General features: G+C 43.7%; 20 protein-coding genes and 1 tRNA gene. 12 read left to right on the forward strand and 9 right to left on the reverse strand.

What is annotated here, in order from left to right:
• Positions 1–4: 4 nt before the first annotated feature.
• Complete coding sequence (ettA, locus tag ACL934_RS06715; RefSeq protein ID WP_374079099.1) at positions 5–1,675, forward strand: energy-dependent translational throttle protein EttA; 1,671 nt, start codon at positions 5–7, stop codon at positions 1,673–1,675.
• Between the two features lie 28 nt (positions 1,676–1,703).
• Here the strand turns inward: ettA and ACL934_RS06720 are convergent, their stop codons facing one another.
• From ACL934_RS06720 to ACL934_RS06730, 3 genes are all read right to left on the reverse strand, one after another.
• Positions 1,704–5,366 (reverse strand): beta strand repeat-containing protein, encoded by a 3,663-nt coding sequence (locus ACL934_RS06720; RefSeq protein WP_413613227.1) that lies wholly within the window; start codon positions 5,364–5,366, stop codon positions 1,704–1,706.
• Positions 5,367–5,434: 68 nt separating this feature from the next.
• Positions 5,435–6,712: a sensor histidine kinase gene (locus ACL934_RS06725; protein WP_413613228.1), complete on the reverse strand. Its 1,278-nt coding sequence runs from the start codon at positions 6,710–6,712 to the stop codon at positions 5,435–5,437.
• A gap of 90 nt (positions 6,713–6,802) precedes the next feature.
• On the reverse strand, positions 6,803–7,210 hold the full coding sequence (locus tag ACL934_RS06730) for a J domain-containing protein (protein WP_374079106.1): 408 nt from the start codon (positions 7,208–7,210) through the stop codon (positions 6,803–6,805).
• 217 nt (positions 7,211–7,427) lie between these two features.
• Between ACL934_RS06730 and ACL934_RS06735 the strand changes: the two genes are divergently transcribed.
• The 3 genes from ACL934_RS06735 to ahcY all read left to right on the forward strand — a co-directional run bounded on the left by ACL934_RS06735 (position 7,428) and on the right by ahcY (position 10,143).
• Complete coding sequence (locus ACL934_RS06735; protein ID WP_413613229.1) at positions 7,428–7,826, forward strand: SWIB/MDM2 domain-containing protein; 399 nt, start codon at positions 7,428–7,430, stop codon at positions 7,824–7,826.
• Between the two features lie 124 nt (positions 7,827–7,950).
• The gene (gene map / locus ACL934_RS06740; protein WP_374079107.1) at positions 7,951–8,715 is read left to right on the forward strand and encodes a type I methionyl aminopeptidase; all 765 of its coding nucleotides are present in this window, start codon (positions 7,951–7,953) and stop codon (positions 8,713–8,715) included.
• Between the two features lie 24 nt (positions 8,716–8,739).
• Positions 8,740–10,143 (forward strand): adenosylhomocysteinase, encoded by a 1,404-nt coding sequence (ahcY, locus tag ACL934_RS06745; RefSeq protein ID WP_413613230.1) that lies wholly within the window; start codon positions 8,740–8,742, stop codon positions 10,141–10,143.
• A 266-nt stretch (positions 10,144–10,409) separates the two neighbouring features.
• On the opposite strand, the gene ACL934_RS06750 is transcribed toward ahcY, so the two are convergent.
• The 4 genes from ACL934_RS06750 to ACL934_RS06765 all read right to left on the reverse strand — a co-directional run bounded on the left by ACL934_RS06750 (position 10,410) and on the right by ACL934_RS06765 (position 12,942).
• Positions 10,410–11,543: a DNA alkylation repair protein gene (locus ACL934_RS06750; protein WP_413613231.1), complete on the reverse strand. Its 1,134-nt coding sequence runs from the start codon at positions 11,541–11,543 to the stop codon at positions 10,410–10,412.
• A 6-nt stretch (positions 11,544–11,549) separates the two neighbouring features.
• Positions 11,550–12,071: an oligoribonuclease gene (gene orn, locus ACL934_RS06755; RefSeq protein ID WP_374079115.1), complete on the reverse strand. Its 522-nt coding sequence runs from the start codon at positions 12,069–12,071 to the stop codon at positions 11,550–11,552.
• Positions 12,072–12,148: 77 nt separating this feature from the next.
• Positions 12,149–12,559 carry a response regulator gene (locus ACL934_RS06760; protein ID WP_413613232.1) on the reverse strand — a complete coding sequence of 137 codons (411 nt, stop codon included), beginning with the start codon at positions 12,557–12,559 and terminating at the stop codon, positions 12,149–12,151.
• Positions 12,560–12,666: 107 nt separating this feature from the next.
• Positions 12,667–12,942: a heavy-metal-associated domain-containing protein gene (locus ACL934_RS06765; protein ID WP_374079120.1), complete on the reverse strand. Its 276-nt coding sequence runs from the start codon at positions 12,940–12,942 to the stop codon at positions 12,667–12,669.
• 197 nt (positions 12,943–13,139) lie between these two features.
• Here ACL934_RS06765 and ACL934_RS06770 point away from each other — a divergent pair.
• Both ACL934_RS06770 and ACL934_RS06775 read left to right on the forward strand, forming a co-directional pair.
• Positions 13,140–13,216, forward strand: a tRNA-Asp gene (locus tag ACL934_RS06770).
• 859 nt (positions 13,217–14,075) lie between these two features.
• Positions 14,076–15,257 (forward strand): protein kinase domain-containing protein, encoded by a 1,182-nt coding sequence (locus ACL934_RS06775; protein ID WP_413613233.1) that lies wholly within the window; start codon positions 14,076–14,078, stop codon positions 15,255–15,257.
• A gap of 14 nt (positions 15,258–15,271) precedes the next feature.
• Here ACL934_RS06775 and ACL934_RS06780 read toward each other — a convergent pair whose 3' ends face one another.
• Positions 15,272–16,108, reverse strand: a complete 837-nt coding sequence (locus ACL934_RS06780; protein WP_413613234.1) for a hypothetical protein — start codon at positions 16,106–16,108, stop codon at positions 15,272–15,274.
• Positions 16,105–17,649 (reverse strand): AAA family ATPase, encoded by a 1,545-nt coding sequence (locus tag ACL934_RS06785; RefSeq protein WP_413613235.1) that lies wholly within the window; start codon positions 17,647–17,649, stop codon positions 16,105–16,107. The genes ACL934_RS06780 and ACL934_RS06785 overlap by 4 nt, the downstream gene beginning before the upstream one ends.
• A 289-nt stretch (positions 17,650–17,938) precedes the next feature.
• On the opposite strand from ACL934_RS06785, the gene ACL934_RS06790 reads away from it, so the two are divergent.
• From ACL934_RS06790 to ACL934_RS06815, 6 genes are all read left to right on the forward strand, one after another.
• A complete protein-coding gene (locus ACL934_RS06790) occupies positions 17,939–18,607 on the forward strand; it encodes a DUF899 domain-containing protein (RefSeq protein ID WP_413613236.1) in 669 nt (222 codons plus the stop codon).
• Between the two features lie 280 nt (positions 18,608–18,887).
• Complete coding sequence (locus ACL934_RS06795; protein WP_413613237.1) at positions 18,888–19,754, forward strand: S1 family peptidase; 867 nt, start codon at positions 18,888–18,890, stop codon at positions 19,752–19,754.
• Positions 19,755–19,855: 101 nt separating this feature from the next.
• Positions 19,856–20,278, forward strand: a complete 423-nt coding sequence (locus ACL934_RS06800) for a DUF4288 domain-containing protein (protein WP_413613238.1) — start codon at positions 19,856–19,858, stop codon at positions 20,276–20,278.
• A 78-nt stretch (positions 20,279–20,356) separates the two neighbouring features.
• The gene (locus ACL934_RS06805; protein WP_413613239.1) at positions 20,357–20,722 is read left to right on the forward strand and encodes an AgmX/PglI C-terminal domain-containing protein; all 366 of its coding nucleotides are present in this window, start codon (positions 20,357–20,359) and stop codon (positions 20,720–20,722) included.
• 36 nt (positions 20,723–20,758) lie between these two features.
• Complete coding sequence (locus ACL934_RS06810; protein WP_413613240.1) at positions 20,759–21,421, forward strand: glutathione S-transferase family protein; 663 nt, start codon at positions 20,759–20,761, stop codon at positions 21,419–21,421.
• A 139-nt stretch (positions 21,422–21,560) separates the two neighbouring features.
• Complete coding sequence (locus ACL934_RS06815; RefSeq protein ID WP_413613241.1) at positions 21,561–23,267, forward strand: DEAD/DEAH box helicase; 1,707 nt, start codon at positions 21,561–21,563, stop codon at positions 23,265–23,267.
• Positions 23,268–23,298: the final 31 nt, after the last annotated feature.

Genomic DNA, 23,298 nt, shown 5'->3' on the forward strand with positions numbered 1-23,298 from the left:
CGTCATGTCTCAAGAGATTATCTACACAATGAAGGGCGTAAGTAAAGTATATCCTCCACAAAGATACGTTTTGAAGGATATTTATCTTTCTTACTTCTACGGAGCAAAAATCGGAGTTTTGGGTCTGAACGGCTCTGGAAAATCCACTTTGCTCAGAATTATGGCAGGCGTAGACAAAGATTTTCTCGGTGAAGCTTTCCCATCTAAGACCATGAAAGTGGGTTACTTCGAGCAAGAACCTCAACTTGATAGCGCATTGACGGTGAAAGAAAATATCTTTGCCGGCATGGGCGAACTTCCAAAGCTCATGAAAGAATACAACGCGATCAATGACAAATTCAGCGACCCTGATTTGGATCCAGACGAGATGAATAAACTCATCGAAAAACAAGGTGCGATCCAAGAAAAATTGGAAGCTCTTGGTGCGTGGGACGTAGATCAAAAAATTGAAATCGTGATGGATGCTCTTCGCTGTCCAGATGGCGATTTGCCTGTGACGAACTTGTCAGGTGGTGAAAAACGCCGTGTCGCTTTGGCAAGACTTATCATGTCTGAACCAGACATCTTGTTGTTGGATGAGCCGACGAATCACTTGGACGCAGAGTCAGTCGCATGGCTTGAACAGTATCTTTCAAAGTTCCCAGGAACTGTTATCGCAGTAACCCATGACCGTTACTTCTTGGACAATGTTGCTGGTTGGATTTTGGAATTGGATCGTGGTGAAGGTATTCCTTGGAAAGGAAACTACACATCTTGGCTAGAACAAAAAGACAAGCGCCAAGCGAACGAAGCCAAAGATCAAGCTCGCAAAGCTAAAACTTTGGAGCGTGAGTTGGATTGGATTCGTCAAGGCGCGAAAGCTCGCCAAGCGAAATCGAAGGCGCGTATTTCTAACTACGAAAATCTTATCAAAGAAGCTTCTCCAGAAAAAATTCAAGAGATGTCGATCTACATTCCACCAGGACCTCGCTTGGGCGATATCGTTGTGGAAGCAAAAGGCATCACGAAAGCTTACGAACACAAAGTTCTTTTGGACGATGTGAGCTTCACCATCCCTCGTGGTGCGATCGTGGGCGTGATTGGACCGAACGGTGTGGGTAAATCGACTCTGTTCCGTATGATCACAGGAAAAGAAAAACCGGATTCTGGAACATTCAAAGTCGGTGAGACTGTGAAGATTGCTTACGTCGATCAAACACGCGAGACATTGGATCCAAATAAGTCCATCTATGAAGAACTTTCGGGTGGCGCTGATGTGATTCAATTAGGAACTCGCGAGATCAATGCTCGTCAGTACGTTTCTTGGTTTAACTTCTCTGGCACGGATCAACAAAAGAAAGTCGGTCAGTTGTCGGGTGGTGAAAGAAATCGTGTGAACATGGCGAAGATCCTTAAAGAAGGTGCGAACCTGTTGCTACTGGATGAGCCGACGAATGATTTGGACGTGAACACAATGCGCGCCCTTGAGGAAGCATTGCTTGAGTTCGGTGGATCTGCAGTCGTGATTTCGCATGATCGCTGGTTCTTGGATCGCGTCTGCACGCATATCATGGCTTTCGAGGGTGAATCTAAAATCGAATTCTTCCCAGGAAACTTCTCTGAATACGAAGAAGATCGCAAAAAACGCCTCGGCGAAAATGCGGGACCAAAACGTATTCGTTTCAAAATGGTGTAAATATAAAAGAGCGGGGTGACCCGCTCTTTTAGTATGCAACCCCGGTTGCCACTAACTCCCATAAAAATGGGTCCGTATGAATTTGTGAAGCGCAGGCCCCACGCGAAGTGATGTATAGATCGTAAGTGGTTGTTGCGGAAATATCGACATAAGCCAGCACCGTGGCAGTTTGAAAGTCTCCGGTGGCCGCTGGGAAAAGAGTGTATTTTACTATCGTATCCGTTGCGGATGCACGAAGACCAAAGTCTGCGCGGCAGGACGACGGCGTCGTAATTCCCATACCTGAAAGTTGCCACTTTCCGGGCGGAAGAGTGATTGTCACTCCTGAAGTGACGCGAGAGCCATTGGATGTATTTCCCGTAAGTCCCGCCGTGCTTCCGCGAATAATTGTTTGTTTCCATGCCGCCAAACCATTGGCGTCAGAAGCGAGAATACGTCCTTGAGCCTGTGATCCATCAACAATTTTTACGGAGCCCGCAACATGTAAAGTTGAACTCGGCGATGTTGTTCCAATGCCCACTTTGCCATCGTTCAAGCGCATAATTTCCGTCAAAGTGTTGGCTCCCGTTGTCGTGGTTTGAAAGCGTATGTAACCACCAGTTGTTGTTGTCGTTGTATTTTCGGAAGTAACGACGGAAATGCGCGCCGATGGATTGGAGGCCGCAACCCCTGTTTCATTGGTGCCGTAGAAATTGATTTGCCCCAGGCCCTTGCCGCTGATTGTTTGTGAAGTCGCAGTGTCTGTGGCGTCGGCTGAAGTGTAAAAATCAACTCCGGGGCCAATGCCGGAAACTTCAGTACGGCGTAATTTGACGGAACTTGCAGAGTAATTGTCGCCTTGAACATCGACCCGATAGGAAGGGGTCATTGTGCCAATACCGACATTGCCGCCGCCGATCTGGAAGAAGCTGTTTCCCCCATCCACACCCAACTGGGTATGAACGGTTGTACTATTGTCGCCCTTGAACAACTGCAAAGACTTGGCACCTGATGTATTCGTGCCACGAAACAGACGGACATTACTCGCCGAGGTCCCATCCGAAGGAATCGGTTGAATATCGATCATTGTATTGCCAACTTGGGTTACTTTTTGAATCAACGTTTGAGTGTCCTGGCTATCGTAGATCTCGAAGTAGCTACTTGCGTTGTTGTCGTCTTGAACTTTTAAACGCGGCTTATCGCTGTAAACGTGAAGATGACTTCCGGGAGTAGCTGTCCCAATCCCGACGTTGCCCAAGGAGTCAATTGTTATTCGAGGAGAGTTGTTCGTTTCTAAAGTTAGGTTGTAGTTGTCATTGGTTCCTAAAGTGGCTGCACCAGCGAATGAATTTCCACCATTGAGGAATACGGAACCCGTCGTGAAAGTGGAACAGATCATCAAACCCGTGGCATCAAACGAAATCATTTGTCCGACAGCACAGTTAAATGTTGTGACGACTGAACCCGTTCCATTGGATGCAAGAAGTCTATTCGCTGTAAGAGATGTCGCTCCCGTACCACCTTTAGAAACAGGAACAGCGGAAGGGAAGTTCGCAGGATCAGCACTGATGGTTCCCGATGAAACCGCGATACCTGCACCGACTTGAACCGCACCTTTTGCACCTGTAGTTGCGTCACTGATTGAAATCGCAGGGGTTGTTGAACCTGTTGCTACAACAATGGGAGCTGTTCCAGTGACATTCGTCACAGTTCCATTTGTTGGCGTAATCCACTGAAGACCGGAAGCTTGAGCAGAGTTTGCAGAAAGAACTTGTCCATTGGTTCCAACAGGCAGACGAATATTATTGGTTCCGTCGCGAGTTAGAATATCCCCTTTTGTTGTTAGCGGAGAAAGGCCATTGAATGCTGCTAATGCGGAAGTTTGTCCTGTGCCTCCGTTGGCTATTGGAAGAGTGCCAGTCACATCCGAGGCAAGACTGATCGCACCCCCACTACTCGCAGCAGTCAAACGGCCCTGAGCATCAACAGTTATACTAGCTCTTGTGTAAGAACCTGCTGTGACTGTTGTATTAGCAAGTGAGATAGTTCCAGTAGAAGTGATAGGGCCGCCGCTTAAGCCAGTACCCGTTGCGATATTAGTAACCGTACCACCTGAAGATGTATCTGTATCGTTCGCACATTCCCAGCGAGAGTTTGCCGTGATCCACTTCATCACTTGTCCATCAGTACAAGCGACGTTATTCGGTTTATAAGTCAGATATTTAGAAGCTGCACTGTTGATGTCACCATAATCCAAAACAACAGCACCAGTTTTTGTTGCCACAGACGTTACGGGAAATGCAATCGCCGCACTTGAAGCCGCAGTCAAACGACCTTGAGCATCCACGGTGAAAGTTCCAACTTGAGTTGTTGAACCATATGATCCAGCACTCACAGCCGTGTTTGCCAAAGAAATAGTTCCCGTTGTTGTGATTGGACCACCACTCAAGCCAGTGCCCGTCGCAATATTCGTAACAGTACCGCCAGCATTTGAATCCGCAGCCGGAGCCCACTTCGTTCCATCATATTTAAGAACTTGGCCAGCGGCTAACCCTGTTGTATCAACATCAACACCTTTGATTTTATTAACGGAAACTGCACCAATCGTTCCACTCACATCACCTGCAACAGACACGTTGATCGCCTGACATTGGAATGATCCGGAGACTGAGTTCCAGTACGGCGTTTCATAAGCCGCACAGTTCGCACTTCCCACCGCAGAGTTAAATGCAGCCACAGTATGATAGTTACTCAAAGTAGAATTTAAATTCGTCACATCACTCATCGCAATGGCAGAACCCAACCACTGAGTTCCATCAAACTTTAAGAAGTGACCATTCGTAGGAGCCGCAGCAGAAATCACAACGCCTTGAATTTTACCAACGGAAGGATTCGGATAAGATCCGCCCAAATCTCCACCGGCTGTTCCCATTGGAACACGAGCATCCGTAAAACGAGCATCGTCACCAGCAGCAACGGTTCCCGCAGTGGTTCCCACATTCAAAGTGACAAGGGGAGTAGAAGTGTTATTCGTGATTGTGACATAAGAGTTCCCGGACGTCACATTCGTCACAGTCCCGCCGCTGGCGCCAGTTACCGGAGCGCAAACAAAAGCGGTTCCATTCCATGATGAAAACTCATTGGCGCCACAGGTGGGAATGCCGACTTTTAAAAGAAAATCAGAAGCTACATTCGTTCCCAATTTGTTCGCAGTTAAGGCATATGCCGAGTAGGGAACAGAGCGGATCACGGTGTCAGGTGAGATCAAGCGCCACGCACCGCCGTCATGAAATTGGACTCTTAAAAGGCGACCATCTGTCTGCACGGGAGAATAATTGCTTGTTCCGGCGGAGCACGTGTAGCCGCTGCAAGCGCCGCAGGCGAAAGTGGAGGAGTTGTTAAAGGCATCAAGAACCGTGGAGCCGCCGCTCAATGGATAATTGACGCCGCCCTTGCCGATCGGAACGTCAAAGACCCCTTTGGAGTTAGCCATGCTAATCCCGGTGACTTGTTCTTGGTAGATGACGCATTGACCGGATGGATCGGTGATTTGGAAAATAAAACTGACATTGGAATACTCTAAAGGAGTTCCGTCCGACTTGAGAATGCGACCTTGATAGGTCAAGGTGCTCGGGGACGCATAGCCCATTGAGCTTAAAAATAATAACAGGATGAGAGAGAAAGATAAATCCAATACGTTCCGGGTTCTCATGTAGAACTTATCGGCGTTCGACAAAATTTATTTACCGGTTTAATCTGGGCAATCCCACTATGAGACGATCAGGTCACGGGTTTTGCTAACGGCAACTTTAAGACGACGCGAGTTCCCCGAGGCTGATTATGCGTTGCCGCTTCCTGAGAAAAGATCTCAATCGTGCCATCCATCATCTGTAAGTACTCTTTGACGAGAGGCATGCCGTAGCCAGTACCTTTTTCCCCTTGAGTGCCCGTGCGGGTGGTCTGTGCGTTCAGATTGAAAATCTGCCCCAGGATGTGCTCTGGAATACCAATGCCATAATCTTGGATTTCGATAATAACCTGATCTCCACTCGAATAAGCTTTCAAGTCAATACGATCTCCCGGGTGAGAGAACTTAATGGCGTTATTGAGCAAGTTAAGAAGAACCACGTTGCTTAAGATGGTCTTTTCGCCATTGATCAGCATACGGTCGCGCGAAATATCCAGAGACAGCTTGATACCCTTTTGCTGGGCAATTCCCAGAGTGCTTTCATAGACTTCATGAAGAACCAGGGTCAAAGAGATAGGCTTTAGAGGAAGAGCCGCTTTTCCATCCTTCACTGACTTCAGATGGCGCACCTGCGCAAGAAGGTTGTTGATGTCATCAACGGCCTTTTCAATTTTTTCAAACTCGATGGAGCTCACGCTGTTCTCGCGGTCCTCTTTGGCTTTGACCAAGTTATAGGTCATCGACGACAAAGTATTAGCGATGTCATGGATCAGAACGCGCAGAAGGTTCTCGATATCGAGGTTCTTCTCCATCAGGCGCTTCATAAAGCGCTCTTCTCCCATGATGTATTGATGGGTCGTGAAGCAGGAGAAAATAAGAAAGGTGACGAGGTTAAAGAGCTTTTCCCGACCGTAATCACCATACTCTGCAATGACATTAGGTCCCATGTCATTGGCTTTCATATACCAGAAGAAGACGATGACGGCGGCAATGATGAAATACCCAGCAACAGCTCCAGGAAGACCAATTAAGATTCCTAAGACCAAAGGGACGGCGGCAAGCCAAAAAACACCGGGGGCATCACCTCCGCCAGCAGTATACAACAGATAGGTGAGAAGGCTGATCGCGACCGCCCCCAGGGTGAGTGCCGAGTAGAGGTAGTTCCTAGTGAGTCGAAGTACAAGAGGGGGAAGGATCAAGAAGGCTAGCCATCCAGGGATTAGGACCGAGTTGTACTCTGTGACTTTATATTCAAAATTATACTTGATGACATAGACTAACGATACGGCCACCCCAATAAAGTAAATGACTTTAAAGTAGGTCAATCGCTTTTTATACGCATCCTCGGATGTGAACTCTAAGTCATACATGGTGGTATTCCGCCGCCGTTCTATCATGAAGTATCGGTTCTATAATAGAAGTCCTGAGGTCATTTCAACAATGTAATCTTGTTTAGTGTCTTATATTGATACGAGAGAGCGAAGATTTTCATAGTGATCTTTGAGCTCGACGAATTGCTGCGTGCTTCCGCCTTGGTCGGGATGGAGTACCATCGCCACTTGGCGAAACGCTTTTTTCAATTCATTGGCTGTGAACCCTTCAGAGAAATCATGGATCCAAGTCTTAAGGAACTCATAGGAAAGCTTTTGAGTTGCAGAGAAGTTATGGGGCTTTCTTTGAGGACGAACCTTCGGAGCAGGGTATTGTCCTCGGGGAGTTTGGAATTCTAAACGATTGATTTGTCCAAGCAAATAAGCCAGATGCGCAGGATCTGCGTGCACGTTTGAAGTGTTCATTCCAGGGGAGGAAGAGGCTTTTTCACCCATTTTCTCTCGAAGAATTTGCTTAAAACTTGCTTGAAAACTCATGCCTTTCTTATCGGTTTCGACCCAATTTCCCTCAGTCCAGAAGGGGTTTTCCATCGAGAAATGGTCCTTTTTCCTAGGGGAAAACTGGGTAAATCTGCACCCAGTGCGAAAAAAAAATGATTTAGCATGCATTTTTTTTTGGACAAACGCCTCGACTTAGATACACACTGTGTTCATTCGTATAAACGAGACTAAAAACCTAACGGAGGAATTTAGAATGGCAAAAGCTAAGAAAGCTACTACTAAGAAAGCTGCAGCTAAAAAAGCTGCTCCAAAAAAAGCTGCTAAAAAAGCAGCTCCAAAGAAAGCCGCTGCTCCTAAAAAAGCTGCTGCGAAAAAAGCTGCTCCAAAAGCAAAATCTGCTCGTAAACCAAATGCAGCATTCATGAAGGCTTTGACTCCTTCTGCAGCATTGGCAGCAGTTGTTGGCGCTTCTCCACTTCCACGCACTGAAGTTGTTAAAAAACTTTGGGCTTACATCAAGAAGAACGGTCTTCAAGATGCTAAAAACAGAAGAAACATCAACGCTGATGCAAAACTTAAAGAAGTTTTCGGCGGTAAAACGACTGTTTCTATGTTCGATATGACTAAGCTTGTTTCTAAGCACTTGAAATAGTCTTAGAATCAGTCTTAAAGCTGAACTAGATTCAAAAGCCTAGGGTAATACCTAGGCTTTTGTTATTCTAAGGGTCTACTTTCGGCCTATCCAACCTTAGGTTGCTGTGCTATAAATCCCCTCTATGGGAATCAAGCCTCTTTCTTTAGAAGAAATCAAAAAAATGACTCTGGCCTGCCGTATCGCGGCCGATACTTTGACTTACCTTGATAAGTACATCAAGGCGGGTATGACAACGAACGAAATCGATGAGTTGTGCAACGACTTCATGATGAGCAAAGGCGCGAAGTCGGCTTGCTTGGGGTATCACGGGTATCCAAAGTACACTTGTACTTCTGTGAACGAAGTGGTTTGCCATGGCGTTCCTGACGATAAAACTATTCTTAAAGACGGCGACATTATCAACGTCGATGTGACAGCCTGGATCAATGGTTTCTTTGGCGACACGTCGAAAATGTACATGATCGGCAACGTTTCTGAGGAAGCTAAAGACCTTGTGGAAACAGCTCGTATGGCTCGTGATAAGGGCATAGAGGCGATTACACCGAACGGGTGGACTGGCGATATCGGTTTTGAAACCAACAAGCTGGTGACTCGTAAGGGCTATACAACCGTTAAAGAAATCGGCGGCCATGGCGTCGGTCGCATTTTCCACGAAGAACCCTTTGTTCCGTCTTTCGGTAAAAAAGGCAAGGGCGACCGTTTGGTTCCCTTCCATTGCATCACCGTAGAACCTATGGTGAACCAAGGAACGGACGAGATCATCGAATACAACATCCCAGGCTCCAGCATTAAGTACTATCATACTGCGGATAGTCTATTATCCGCACAGTTTGAACATACCGTGCTTGTGACAGATACTGGGTACGAAATTTTGACTTTACCTTAGAAAACAACCAAAGGATCAATATCAATGTCACTAACGACAACGAACGGAAAATCCGCTATGAAAAAAAACGTAAAAGCAGCAGCTAAATCGACGGCAAAATTGCCTTCTGGCGACTTCAAAGTTTGCAAAGAAGCGATGGAGAGCCAAGAAGTTTTCGATAAATTGGCAAAATGGGGACGCGAAGAAATCAAGATCGCTGAAACTGAAATGCCAGGTCTTATGGCTCTTCGTAAAGAGTATAAGAAACAACAACCTCTTAAAGGTGCGAAGATTGCTGGTTGCCTTCACATGACAATCCAAACGGCGGTTTTGATCGAGACTCTTGTAGAGTTGGGTGCTGAAATCCGTTGGTCTTCTTGCAACATCTTCTCTACTCAAGATCACGCAGCCGTTGCTATCGCAGCAGCGGGCATCCCAGTATTTGCTTGGAAAGGTTTGACGGAGCAAGAGTTCAACTGGTGTATCGAACAAACGATCACTGGTTGGGGCAAAGACGGCTACAACATGATCCTTGATGACGGTGGCGATTTGACAAACATGATGCACGAGCCACGCTTCGCAAAAGAGTTGAAGAAAATCATCGGCATCTCTGAAGAGACTACAACAGGCGTTCACAATCTTGAAGTCATGTTGAAAAACGGAAAATTGAAAGTTCCTGCAATCAACATCAATGACTCTGTGACTAAATCTAAATTCGACAACTTGTACGGTTGCCGTGAATCATTGGCAGATGGTATCAAACGTGCCACTGACGTGATGGTTGCTGGTAAAATCTGCGTAGTTGCTGGTTACGGCGACGTAGGTAAAGGTTCTGCGCATTCATTGCGTGGTCTTGGTGCTCGCGTTCTTATCACTGAAATCGATCCTATCTGCGCATTGCAAGCGGCAATGGAAGGTTTCGAAGTGACGACTATGGATGAAGCTGCGAAAATGGGCGATATCTTCGTAACAGCAACTGGCTGCTGCGATATCATCACTGACAAGCACTTTAACTCTATGAAAAACAACGCGATCGTGTGCAACATCGGTCACTTCGATATCGAAATCGACATGGCTTGGTTGAACAAGAATTCAAAAATCCGCGAAGTAAAACCACAAGTGGACATCCACACTTTGAAAAACGGCAAACAAGTTATCATCCTTGCTAAAGGTCGTTTGGTGAATTTGGGTTGCGCAACTGGACACCCAAGCTTCGTAATGAGCAACTCATTCTCGAATCAAGTTTTGGCGCAAATGGAACTTTTCAACAACCGTGATAAGTACCAAGACATCGCTGTCTACCGTTTGCCTAAGCACTTGGATGAGAAAGTGGCGGCTCTTCACCTTGATAAACTTGGTGTTAAGTTGACTAAGTTGACTTCTAAGCAAGCTAAGTACTTGCATATGAGTCCTCAAGGGCCTTTCAAACCTGAACACTATCGTTACTAATTGACCCGCTTTGGGTCTTAGAGGGGGCTGTGCTGCTGGCAAAACGCTCAGACAGTCCTCGCGCTATGAGGGAGGCTTGCTAGCCTCCCTTTTTCTTTTCTTTTTTCTTCTGATTGCTACTGCATTTCTTTCTTGGCGCTGCGGAACTCGGTTTTGCCAGCAGCACAGCCCCCTCTAAGGCCCAAAGCTGGAATTAGAACTTTCGTTGCGCTTTTGGGATCTGGCGCCTTGGCGGCGCGTTTTTTTTTCGGCTGTTAGTTTTTATTTTACTTCTTCAGATTAAAAGGAACTTTTGCTAAGAGTTTTCCGTTCACCATAATTTCTAAATAATGCGTGCCTGGGTAGTACACTCTTGTTGTTACTGGTTTGAAGGAGTGTTTCTTTTTGATGGCTAGTACTTCTTTTGTCTTCAAACTTTTTGTTGTGAGTTTGAAAACTTTTGGGCTCGTTTCACCGTTGGATTTTTTGTGATGGATTAAATAATCCACCATGATCTGTGCGGCTGTGGTGCTGGCTAGATCGAATGAAAACTCCAAGTGCTCTCCGACGCGGATTTCTTTTTTGGAGATTTTCAAATTTTTGACGTGGACTTTGCCTTTGTTTTCAAAGCCGAGAATCTTTAATGCTTCGGGATTTCCTTTTTTTAGCAAAGTTCTCAAGGCGTGTCTGACGATCCAGTCAATTTTATCTTTGTGTTTTGCTGGAGCTTCTTTCAACCATTTCTGAGCTGTCTTTATAGCAATTGTTGGATGATCTTTTGAGATATCATTCAAGTGATTGGCGACGGATTTTCTTACGTACAGTTCTTGATCGTATTTTAACTTTTCTAAAAGTTCGATGGTTGGGGCTGGGTCTTTGATGAAGGATTTCAGCTGCTCGCCCCACGGCAATCTTGGTCTTGAACCTTCAGACACCAAACGGCGCACGTGATGGTTTGGGTCTTTTGTCCACTTGTGAAGAACCTTTAAAGTTTTTGCTTCTTCTTGGATCAAGAAGGGGCGGATTGCGAATTCGGCAGTGAATCTTTGTGTGAATTCATGCAAGGCCTTCATCGACTCATCGAAATCTTCTAATCCGTAGCGGTGCGCGTATTCTGTAAAAGCCCACAAATCAAAACCTTTTAACGGTTCTACTTTCGGAGCGGGCTTCACAGTGGCATCAATTAGAATATCCAAGGCTGTCGTATAATCCTCAGGTAAGTGACTTTTTAAAAAATCACAGATCAATCTCATTCTTGGCTTCATCTCCAAAGAGGGAAGTTGAGCGCTGAGTTTATTAAACGCCTTTGAATCAAATTTCGGATAATGAAATTCGATGTGCTTAGCAATACGAGCCACGAGACCGGCATTGATCCAGTTTTTAAAAGCTGATTCGGATTCGATCTCGTTTTTTTGTGGCATGGTTTTTTAGAATTTCAATTTATCGCAGTACGCACGAAGTTCTTGGATGCTCTCACGGATGTCGTCCAAGGCGCGATGCTTGTTCGCTTTTTGATAGATATAGTTGAACTTGTTATTGATGATCACTTTCCAAGACGACACATCCACCATACGGTAGTGCAGGCGAGGTGAAAGATCCTTCATGTATTTGTCGATGAAAAGACGATCCTGCATGATGGAGTTTCCAGCGAGAACCGGGCGGTCCTTGGGATCTGGGAAATGTTTTTTCACCATGTCGACAAGCTTCGCTTCGACTTGATCAGGCTCCATGCCGAAAGGAACTTTCGCAGTAAGGCCTGATTTCTTGTGGTGTTCAGTATTCCACGCATCCATAGAATCAAGATACTTTTGCGGTTGTTTAACAACGGTTTCAAAAGTTTCAAGTTCTTTAAAATTAAGATCAGTAACGATGGCGGCAACTTCGATGATCACTTCTTTTTCGACATCGAGACCTGTCATCTCCATATCGAGCCAAAAAAGTTTCTGCATGAGGAAATCCTATTCTAGGGTCTATGACCCGAAACTTCCTCTATGATGATGGATCTTGGCAGAGGAGACAAGAAGCTTTACGGCTTCTGTTGCCCCATGCCGGAAAGAAGGGCTTTTTCGACAGTAGAAATCAGGGAGCGCTCATCCCAAGGTTTGTCGATAAACGCATAAACGCCAAGGCGTTGGGCTTCAAGGACCATTTCTTTTTGGCCATAGCCTGTATGTATTATGAAAGGAATATTGAGGCCGTTCTCGCGCATCCACTTTAAAACTTCGAGGCCCGATTTTTTTGGCATTTTCTCGTCAGAAAGAACTGCATCAAATCGTTGAGTTTTAAGAAGGTCAATACCTTCAAGGCCGTTGGCTGCTTGTTGGATTTCTGCTGCAGACTCTTCTAGAAGAGCTATGAGGACTTCACGCAGCTCAGACTCATCGTCGATAATGAGCAGGCGTCCCTTACGTGCCGTATGTTCAGAGTTATTTATCATGAGGACATTATGGCAAAAAAAATAAAAACCGTCACCGCCAGATAGGCGATGACGTGGTCAAATTATTTTGTGAAGAGACAAGAGTTGTTAAAATCTCTTGAAGAGATTTATTTACTTTTTGTTGAGCCAGTAACTTTATATTCGCCAGCTTTAGAAATAGCCGCTTGAATTTGATCTTGAGAAATACTGATCCCTTTTTTGGGAGAGATCACAACTTTACCGACCGTAACATCGCATTTATCCAAACCATCCATTTTGCAAACTTGGGCTTGGATCGCTTTCGCGCAAGAACCGCAGTGCATACCCTCAACATTGTAAGTGATCGTTTCAGCCAAAGCTGTTTGAGAAAGTAAGAGAGCTGTGAAAACTAGAGCCTTCTTCATGGGTGTCTCCTTTGAATGTGGGACTACAGTATACCCGAACTCGGGGGATTCCAAGAGGGCAAGATGCCTAAAAAGGGGGCATAATGAGCCTTGTCATGGCATTGGATGGGAGAGAAATGAGGGTATTTTAAAAGGATCGTAAAAAAGTGTTGAATTACGCGGTCACTGTAGCTATAAAAGATTCTCCAAATCGATGTGGGGTGGTAGTTAAGTTGGTTATAACGTCCGCCTGTCACGCGGAAGGCCGCGGGTTCGAGTCCCGTCCACCCCGCCATTTATCTAAATGGCTAATCCCCACAAACTTGGAAAACGGAAGTCATGTTGAAGACTTCCGTTTTTTATTTGTAGGTTCGATAGTACCAAATTCATTAACTCCCGTTTTTCATCAGAATTCATAGAGCCAAAGCATCGGGCCTTGGAAGCCAAGTCCATCAAGGGAATCAGGTTGTTCTGCTCACTCTGTTTTTCGAGTTCTAAAGCTGCCAGTTGGTTTTTAAAGTGACCTTCTCATCTTCTAGTTGTTTTGACTTTAACTCCCATAGTTCTTCGGGGATTTTACCTTCTAAATAGCGGTCGCAAGCCTCTGAAAGTCATCGAGAGGCTTCAAGCATTGTTGTATTGGCTTTTTCAGCACCTGCTGAACGTAATAATGGCCATTTTTTTGGAAATATATTTTACGTTTTCTATGGTTAACTCTATACATGGGGTTAATGTGGCGTAGTCGATTTTTTATGTCAGAGCTTTTATTACTACCACGCTTTCTTTTGCCAAGGTGGATTGGGAGATAAAAGAACGGTTTTTGAAGAAGCTTGGGGCGCATATTGCTAAGGTAAGAAAACAAAAAGGTTATAGCCAAGATAGACTTTATCTTGAGGGCGGGTTTTCTCGGGGGACTATTAGTTAAGATTGAGCACGGCCTTACCAGCCCAGAGGTTTACACTCTAGCTAGAATCGCGGAGGTTCTAGAGGTGCCAATAAAGAAACTTGTCGAGCTGGATTAGACATCCTTGATGTGCTCTTAAAGAAGGTTTAAAAACGTGAATTTTCGCAAGCTCTTAGTCAAAGAGACTATTGGCTAGTTAAGATCATGCAGAATGGACTCTGCCTGCTTTAAAATCGTATATTGTTTATATATGAGTGACAGGACTATTGAAAATTATATTGAGGCCCAGTATCGCGATCTTTTAGTTAACGACTTGTTAAATCCAGAATTCGCTGAACTATACACACACTTTACTAACGAAAAGATTAAAAAAATCTTTTCAGCTCTTCATAAACAATTTGAAGTTTCATTTAAAGCAATGAACCAAAGACTTCCAACGGGAGAAAGCGGGGGGCATTTTCTCGCGCAAGATAGTCGAGACTTAATCTGGGCTGTGGATATGGCGCTGAGTCTTCATAGGACACTAAAAAATTCGGAATTTAGGTTTGATATTGAGAAATACTACTTTGAGGTTTTAACGAAATGTCAGAGTTTTCTAAAAAAGAGCGGTGGAAGTCCACTACCTCCAAATATGGCCACCGTCGATGTCCCTTACTTAATCCCTATTTTTATATCAGGACTTAACTTAAATATCGAAAGAAGTGTTAAGAGCATTCAGAGTTCAATGCAAATAATTGGAGAGGGTTCTTACGCGAAAGTATTTAAATGTAGGGATGAGTTTTTTGATAGGCATTTCGCCGTAAAAAAAGCTCTCGATAGTCTTGATCACAAAGAATTAGAGCGATTTAAGCGAGAATTCGAAGAAATGAAGAAGCTTTCTTCTCCTTATGTTCTTGAAGTATTTAAATACGACATAGATAAAAACCAATACTACATGGAGTTGATGGATTTTACCTTAGATAAATATATCTCGACTAATAACGGAAAGTTAAGTCGAGATCAACGGGTGTCTCTTGTTAGACAGATACTTAGAGGCTTCTCTTATCTTCACTCTAAGGGACTACTGCATCGAGATATTAGCCCTAAAAATGTTCTGGTACGAATATATGATGACGTAATAGTTGCAAAAATATCTGATTTTGGTTTGGTTAAAACGCCAAATAGTTCTTTGACTTCTGTGAATACGGAAATGAAGGGATACTTTAACGATCCAGTTCTTAGAACCGAAGGATGGGCTAATTTTGAAATGACCCATGAGATGTATGCCCTAACAATGCTGATATACTTCATTATGACGGGCCGGACGGATGTTTCGAAAATTTCCGACCAAAAAACCAAGATGTTTGTCTTTGGAGGATTAACTCAAGATCGAACCCAGAGGTATAAAGATATCGGAGAGCTTACGGCGGCTTTTAATGAAATGATTCGATAGTCATTTTCTACTGTTTATCGAATGAAACCGCCATTGCAAAACCAATCACTTTGCCAAAGCGCTTTATATAGCGCTGTTCGCCATGAATTATGGCTGTAGATGTAAGCAGAATCGTAATTTTCTTTTAATTGTGCTTTCAGTCCGGCCTCTCCCGCAGCATTGTAAAGATTTGTAAAGGACTGAATTCGACTTGATAGCTCATCGGCCGCATCTACTGTAAACATATTGCCTAATTTAAGATTGGTGAAGTGGTTCTGAACCCTCGCGTGTAAATTTCCATCCCATGCTAATGGATGGGTGACCGCATAGGTTAAGCTGACTGGGTTACTTTGAATAACATTTGCAACCAACCACTCTTCTGAATCGATATCGTCAAAATAAGGATGCAAATACTCATTTTGCGGAGTGGTGGGAATATTTGCTGTTTTATTTTTGTTACAATCGGCACAAGTTGGAAAGAGATTTAGGAGTGCAACGGAAAGTACCGGATATCTGGTTTTTGGTAAATGATGATCTACCTGACTCACATTTCCTGACATGCAAAGAAGGCATTTTCCATTTGGCGAGCTAGTTTTGATCATGTCGTAGAATATGCGAGCATCAACAGATTGGACCAGCTTTTCCTCATAAAGTTTTATCCACTCATCTCTAGTAATATTAGACGGGAGATAATCCACAGATAGACTTCTCAGATTTGCTCTTGCAGCTTTTTTAGAGAAGATTTCATACAGCTCTGTAAAATAATATAGTGACTGATAGAAGCTGTTCCTCAATGCGCTATTTCTAAAGCTATCTATGCATGTCAAATAGATGAGTACCGGATCAATATCTGGCGGACTTACTTTTTTCATGCTGAAGCTCTCGTTTGTGCGATTAATGCTCTTAAAATTGCTCTTCCCTCAAATCCTAGCTCCTGGTTCAAGAGAGAAAGAATTTGCTCATAGCTATATCCTTGAGATACGTATCTGTTTAGAATTGTATGAAATCCGGTTCGAATAACCTCATGACCAAAAACATCACTTGTTAGTACGCCCGTATTTTCCCCAAAAGTTTCTCTTTCTAAGCGATTTGCAGTGACGACTAACATCGATCTCTGCAATTGCCAAACGCATGATTTTGGAACTTCCTGTAACACAACGGGACTGTGAGTTGCAATTACTGCAACTCCATTTCGATCAATCATTAATTCGGATAATGCTCTTATGAACGCTGATAAAAGGGGTGGATGTAAATGGGTTTCTGGCTCATCAATAACAACCAGTGACTTTTCTTCAGCAACCTCAACGAGTCTCGTGATACCAAGTAGTACAATCTTATGACCCGAGCTGAGTCGATCGAATAAGTTTACCGAAAATTCTTTAAATCTCTCGGAATCCTGTATATTCAATAAGTTTATGCATTGGGTGTCTCTAAAAATTGGATCTGCCTCTAAGATCGATATTGCACGTTTCCATCGCTGCCTTAGGGGCTCACCTTTACAGTTGTTTAGGCTTTCAACAAATTCGTTTGTTAACTCAGTTGAACTTTTTGACTTAGAAAATGCTTTTCCTTTTTCTGGAGGCTTCTTTAAGCCGATATAAGCATATTTGACGTTGTCTCTTAAATTCCAATCAGCTATTGGCGGGTTTTCGTCAAATGCGCTGAAGGAAATTGAAACTATGTTAGAAAATAGGCCGGTCGGCACATCTGATTGCCCATCAAACTTACCAACTTCTGTTTTAAGCGCTCTTTTGTCTACCAATGATTTAATCATATTATTTAGCAAAACAGTTTTGCCGACTGCATTTCTTCCAACCATTACGTGAACATTGGTTGGGGGCATGGAATTAGGTGTTACATCAAATTTTAAAATAGTCGGATTTGCTATTTCATGGCGTTCTTGAGATTTTTTGGTTACGAAGTATTTGGGATAGGTGTAGGAAAAATGAAACTCCGTTAATTCGGCACCTCCGCGAGCCACGCGAGAGAATTGACCTAGTAGTTGAGCTTCAGAAACATATCGCATCAGTGAAGTTCCCATTACTTTTTGGGTGCGATTTTCCGTGTAAATGGTGTGGTTTAAAGCCATATCTCTTAGGCTAATTAGAATTTCTGAATAAGACTCTGGGAAATATTTCTTTAAATTTTCATAGAATGAGACATCTTGGCCTACGGAAAAAAAATCATCAGATAAGGCACTAAAATATTGCGGTATATTCGGTGATCTTTCCTGACGTTTTTGGCCGATTTTTACATTTCCAATCCCAAACTTTTGCCCCGCCGGATCAACATACATTAAATAGAACTGTGTCGTATATGTAAACCAGTCGTCCCAGTTATCGCGAACCAGATAAATTGAACTTGCTGCGCCGTGTGGAATTTCTGAGGTGGCAGATATTACGAAAAAATTCATTCTTGTTTATCGGAATGCACTTCAAATATTTACATCGAACAAAGGTCTAGTATGTACTTACAAAGACAAATTTTTTAAGGGTTAAATCTCTGTCAAAGAGTTCTAAACTCGTCCCATACGGCCCGCCATTTTTTAGCGAAAATGGCGATCCTCACAAACGATGGAAGTAAAATCACCGAAGCAAGTCTTCGGTTTTTTTATGCCCAAAATCTCGGCATAAACCTGCCTTTTGTAAGTTGCTCCTCTCACCATGCTTTGCTTCAATAAAAATCAGAGCAAGGAGTGCGTTATGGCGAGCAAATCTTTACCCAAAGTTGTTTCAGAAAAAGCGTTTCGTAGTGCTGTTGAAAAATTGCGCGTGAAAGAAAAGAAAAACACACGCGAGCGAGACAAGGTCAGTGCTCTTCGGCGTCGACTGCCTATGATGGAAATGAAGAACAAATATATCTTTGAAGGTCCCGAAGGAGAGAAAACCTTACTGGATCTTTTTGATGGTAGAAAGCAGCTCGTTGTTTATCACTTCATGTATCATCCGGATAACGATACTTTCTGTAAGGGCTGCTCTTTTGTTGCGGATCATATTCCCCATCTAGCGCATGTTCACGCAAGAAACACTTCATTCGTTTTCATCTCCCATGCGCCACTTAAAAGTATTCGTCGTCACAAGAAACGCATGGGATGGACAACACCTTGGTATTCAGGGTGGGAGACGTCTTTCAACGAAGATCTTGGAATTGATGGCAATCGCGAGCACGCCCTCAGTGTCTTTATTCGCGACGGAAATAAAGTCTATCGAACTTACTACACAGGCGGACGGGGAGTGGAGTACATGGGAACACCTTGGGCGATTCTCGATATGACTCCGTTTGGTCGTCAAGAAAAATGGGAAGATTCGCCGAAGGGGTGGCCACAGACTGAGTTGTACACCTGGTGGCAGTTTCATGATGAGTATAAGTGACCTTGTCATAGAAGAATAATTTCAAATCTGTTGAGGATATTGACAGTCAAGGCACGCAGATGGCTGTTTGTCTTTATTTGTGGAACACAAAAACTGTCAATCTCAGGAAGTAAATTCAAAATCTTTCCCGACGTCTTTCATAGGAACTGCTTGGCATTTATGATGCTCGCAGTTCGGAGTGAATATGAAAACCACGTCAGTAAGCTCACTTATTCTAAGCCTGCCTTTCTTATTTGGGAACGTTTCCTGCTCAAAACAAGAGACCTCCAAGGAATCAGTTGTGCTAGCATCTTCCGAGAACATTGTTGGTGGGGAAGAAATCACATCTCTTCAGTCAGAAATTGGTAAACACACGGTGGCCATTCTCGCTAACGGTGGGGCCTGCACGGGAACTATTATTCGCAAAGATTTGATTTTAACAGCGGCACATTGTGTTCATAACGTGGCTTTCAAAAATCAAATCTATTTTACTCTGAATATAGAAGAGACCATGATGGAAGGCGATCCAAGAGCGTACGTCAGTCTCGTCGATCCAGAAACGGGTGAGAAATTTATTTTGCATAAGTCAGCACGTTTGGCTTCGAAAGTTATCATCAATGACCTCTATGATGAAAATGTAGAAGAAGCCTCCGTAGAAAACGACACAGGAGATTTGGCTCTGCTAAAATTCGAAGGTGGTTTGCCTTCGGGATATCATCCAGCTCGTCTTTTGGACAATACAAAACTCTTAAAAAAGGATACCTCCGTTCACATTGCCGGATTCGGTGCTGTAGAAGTCGGCGTAGAAGAGATTTCTGAGCGGGATCGCCATAGAAATGAAATGCTCGGGTCTGTAGTTGTTGATGATGAAGGAAAGCTTTATGCGATTTCGTATGCACAGGGATCTCAACTGAAAACGGCCGAGGTGAAATACGAAGAAGAAGCACCGAATGAAATCGCCGTGCTTTCACAAAATGAAAATGGAGCAGCCTGTTCCGGCGATTCGGGAGGACCTGCATTCGTTAAAAATGACAACGGCGAATATCTTCTTTTTGGTGTGGCTGCGATGTCAGATATCGCATGTTCAAGCACGTCTTACTACACCAATGTGACTTCACCAGAATCAAAAAAGTGGTTGAATAAGTCTATAGAACAAATGGATAGATAACCGTCAGGAGCCGTCCAAGCTTGACGACCTGTAGGTCTTTTCGGTAAAGTCATGGGGTGATTGAATCTCGATCACCGCTAAACTGCTCATAGGAAAAGATAATGAAAAATAAAAAATGGTTTGCTGTTAAAACTCTCTATGTAACTCGTGCTGTGGGTAAATCCAGCGCTAAACGCAAACAGGCCTTTACCGAACTGCTTGAAGAGCGTGTGGTGTTGTTCCAGGCAGCCAATGCGAATGCGGCGGTAAAAGCAGCTGAAAAAGATGCCAAAGAATACAGCCAATACACATACAAAAATTTTGAAAACCAAGCGGTACGTACTGAGTACTTGAAAGCTTGCGATGTCTTCGAACTTTATGAAACGCTTGAAAGTGGCGTTGAGCTATTTGCTTCCACAGAAGTGTTGACGAAAAAGACTTCGAAAGCTGATTTGATCGCACGCAAGCTTGGAAAACTAGAAACAAAAAGCACGATTAAAATGCGCAAGCGTTTTATGAGTAAGGAACTAGGTTCTTACATCTAAGTGTGAAAATATAAAGCTCCGGATTCGGGGCTTTTTTTATAAATGGCATTAGAGAGGTCTAATCTAAAGGAGCTTCCATTGAAAGCAAAAGTTCTGATTGCATTGAGTATGTTATTTGCCGCTTCTTGTTCAAATGTTCCAACGCGAGAAGAAAGTCTGGACGAGACTCAAAAAGAGACCTCCCATAAAATCAATCAGAATCAAACGGCCTTCCAAACTTGCATCCGAGATGCCGTTAAAAGAACTCCGGGTCTTAAAGGGCAGGCGACACTGGTGTGGATTCAGAATGACGAAGGTTATGTTAGAAACCCGCGCATTCGAGATATGAATTTCAAAGACGCTGAGTTTGAAAACTGCATTCTTTCTCAAATAAAGTCCATGAGGTTTCCGCCTTCTGCTGAAGACTCCAGAACCAAAGTCAGTCTAGATCTGATTGTTCAATAAAAAATATATCAAAATTTACCTCAACAGGAGGCAGCCTTGAGACCAATCATCACTGCATTTAAACAGTCACCTGATCGCGGCAGAGGACTGGCGCGTGATACTCGTATTCGCTGGGCCTTTGAAGAAGTGAATCAATCTTACGATGTTCGGCTTGTGACCTTCAGTGACCTGAAGGACTCCGCACATCTAGCGCTCAATCCCTTTGGTCAAATTCCGACCTACGAAAATGAGGGTCTTTCCTTGTTTGAGTCGGGTGCGATCATTCTTCATATCGCTGAAAACCATATTGGTCTGTTACCAAAAGATGCCAATGCACGGATGCGCGCAATCATGTGGATGTTTGCAGCGCTCAATTCGGTGGAGCCATCCATTCTTGAATTCGCAAATGCGAAAATTCTTGAGAGCGACAAGCCGTGGAGCCAAGAGCGCATACCCCTCGTCGTTGACCGAGTCCGCTCTCGATTAGAAAAACTCTCTGCTCATCTGGGACATGCCGATTGGCTTGAAAATGAGTTTAGTGCAGGAGACTTGATGATGGTATCAGTGCTGCTAAGGCTGAAGTCTTCAGGTATTCTTGATGAATTCCCGAACCTAGCAGCTTATGTCGCCCGAGGCGAAGCGCGCCCCGCATACAAGCGTGCATTCGATGCTCAATTGGCGGTGTTCACAAGTAATTCGCCGGTTGACGACCGTAAGTGAATTCATAAAGAGGAAGTCCGAGAGACTTCCTTTTTTATTTTTCTTTTGAGTTTTCGTGGCTTTATCTACCTGCTCGGCAAAAGTCTTGCTAAAATTTTCTGGTCAAGTGTTCTTAGTAATAAACCGAAATATATTGAGCATGAAACCAATAGCCGCTGTTGAAATAAATGCTCTCGTAAAGATGATCGATTCTGAAAATAGGGCCGAGTATTCAAGATATATCTACGAAACCACGGCGCCTCTTAGTCGAATTTGTGAAAGCGCCGATGCCTTAGGTCCCTTGCATTTGAAAGAGAAACTTAGTTTTACTCGATGGAAATTGAGTGGAGAAGTTTTTTATTCGCGCTTTCGTCCTGGGGATAGAGTTGAGGTTAGAATTAAGAAGCCTAATGCCGACCTTTCACTTCAATTGTCTAAAGACTGGAAGGTGGAGAATATTTCCTATCCTTCGCCTGGTAAAATTGAAATGGTGATTTCCGGAGTGAGGCCGCTGGATGTTGATGGCATACAAGAGATATTTCTTTTTAGGAGCTCTTCGACGTTATTTAATAACATACTAAGAAAAAAACTCTACGAAATTTCCTCTTCAAAAGAGGAAGTTTTATTAGGCACCGGAGCTTATACTCTTTTTACGAAAGACCGGAAATTTAAAGAGCATTATGAGAGGCTAAATAATACTCAGAAAAATGCAATTGAGTATTTAATTGATGGCAATTTAAGTGGCGCGATACAAGGGCCACCTGGCACTGGTAAGACGCACTTACTTAAGGCTCTTATTGTCTTAGCTTTGCAATCCAATATGAAAGTTTGTGTGACGTCTTTTACAAATGCGGCAGTTGATAATTTGCTCGGACGTGTTGTTGTGGACAAATTTAGCTATGATTGGGTAAGAGTCGGAGATCCCGACAAAGTGAGAAAAGAATTATATCCAAAAGATATTGGAGAACTCAACTTTATCTCAACGGCATTTGGAGAAGAGGTAAAAGAATCGAATCTCATAGGAGCAACGCTTCACAAGCTTGCATTTAATAAGTCGGCTCCCAAGGTTGATTTGTTGGTTATAGATGAAGCAGGGCAAGTGCCAATTTATTTCTGGCCATTTATTCAGCGTCTCGCAAGGCGTGTTGTACTCGTGGGGGATCAGTTTCAGCTGCCTCCAGTATTGGCCGCTAAACATGCTGAGCTGCCTTGCGATAATGTGTTTTCTTTACTAATCGGTGAAGAAACTCCTATGTTGGAAACTCAGTATCGAATGCGAAGTGAAATTCAAGCGTGGTCTTCAGAAAAGTTTTATAAAGGAAAGCTTACTCCTCACACCTCAGTTGCTTCTCGAGACTTTTTTGCAGATAGTCCAGCATTTTTGACCGACGGATTCGTAGTTCCAAAAAAAATTGAGTCTCATACGTCAGAAAAGTCTTCATTGAATGAGGCGAACTTTATCGCTGATAAAATTGAAAAATTGCGTAGAAGTAAGGGGTCGGTGGAAAGTATTGGAGTCATATGTCCATATCGCGTTCAAGCAGGTCTTGTGAACGCAACACTTCAGAATCGTCTGGGAGTTGATGAGGCTTCTAAAGTTTTGGTTGATACCGTTGAAAGATTTCAGGGGCAAGAAAGAGAAGCAATATTCTTGTCATTCGGAAGTGCCGGTGCCGCTGAAGACGAACTTTCTTTTCTTTCTGATCCAAAACGATTAAATGTTTCAATCACTCGTGCGAAATCCAGATTTTACTGTCTATTCAATAGTCAGCTCTGGGAGAATTCTCGAAGTGCACATTCTGAGGATCTGAATGAATTTTTACGATGGATGACTTATGGCAGAACGAGCATTAAGCGAGCGGCTTAGGTAAATTCAAGGAAAAGAGTTCTGAAGTTAT

The organism is Bdellovibrio sp. HCB-110, from assembly GCF_047323225.1.
In the GTDB taxonomy this organism is placed as follows: Bacteria; Bdellovibrionota; Bdellovibrionia; order Bdellovibrionales; family Bdellovibrionaceae; genus Bdellovibrio.

Excerpts from the sequence above, each read along its gene's own strand:
- ettA (WP_374079099.1), top strand. The coding sequence starts at position 5 with ATGTCTCAAGAGATTATCTACACAATGAAGGGCGTAAGTAAAGTATAT.
- ACL934_RS06720 (WP_413613227.1), bottom strand. The coding sequence starts at position 5,366 with ATGAGAACCCGGAACGTATTGGATTTATCTTTCTCTCTCATCCTGTTA.
- ACL934_RS06725 (WP_413613228.1), bottom strand. The coding sequence starts at position 6,712 with ATGTATGACTTAGAGTTCACATCCGAGGATGCGTATAAAAAGCGATTG.
- ACL934_RS06730 (WP_374079106.1), bottom strand. The coding sequence starts at position 7,210 with ATGAGTTTTCAAGCAAGTTTTAAGCAAATTCTTCGAGAGAAAATGGGT.
- ACL934_RS06735 (WP_413613229.1), top strand. The coding sequence starts at position 7,428 with ATGGCAAAAGCTAAGAAAGCTACTACTAAGAAAGCTGCAGCTAAAAAA.
- map (WP_374079107.1), top strand. The coding sequence starts at position 7,951 with ATGGGAATCAAGCCTCTTTCTTTAGAAGAAATCAAAAAAATGACTCTG.
- ahcY (WP_413613230.1), top strand. The coding sequence starts at position 8,740 with ATGTCACTAACGACAACGAACGGAAAATCCGCTATGAAAAAAAACGTA.
- ACL934_RS06750 (WP_413613231.1), bottom strand. The coding sequence starts at position 11,543 with ATGCCACAAAAAAACGAGATCGAATCCGAATCAGCTTTTAAAAACTGG.
- orn (WP_374079115.1), bottom strand. The coding sequence starts at position 12,071 with ATGCAGAAACTTTTTTGGCTCGATATGGAGATGACAGGTCTCGATGTC.
- ACL934_RS06760 (WP_413613232.1), bottom strand. The coding sequence starts at position 12,559 with ATGATAAATAACTCTGAACATACGGCACGTAAGGGACGCCTGCTCATT.
- ACL934_RS06765 (WP_374079120.1), bottom strand. The coding sequence starts at position 12,942 with ATGAAGAAGGCTCTAGTTTTCACAGCTCTCTTACTTTCTCAAACAGCT.
- ACL934_RS06775 (WP_413613233.1), top strand. The coding sequence starts at position 14,076 with ATGAGTGACAGGACTATTGAAAATTATATTGAGGCCCAGTATCGCGAT.
- ACL934_RS06780 (WP_413613234.1), bottom strand. The coding sequence starts at position 16,108 with ATGAAAAAAGTAAGTCCGCCAGATATTGATCCGGTACTCATCTATTTG.
- ACL934_RS06785 (WP_413613235.1), bottom strand. The coding sequence starts at position 17,649 with ATGAATTTTTTCGTAATATCTGCCACCTCAGAAATTCCACACGGCGCA.
- ACL934_RS06790 (WP_413613236.1), top strand. The coding sequence starts at position 17,939 with ATGGCGAGCAAATCTTTACCCAAAGTTGTTTCAGAAAAAGCGTTTCGT.
- ACL934_RS06800 (WP_413613238.1), top strand. The coding sequence starts at position 19,856 with ATGAAAAATAAAAAATGGTTTGCTGTTAAAACTCTCTATGTAACTCGT.
- ACL934_RS06815 (WP_413613241.1), top strand. The coding sequence starts at position 21,561 with ATGAAACCAATAGCCGCTGTTGAAATAAATGCTCTCGTAAAGATGATC.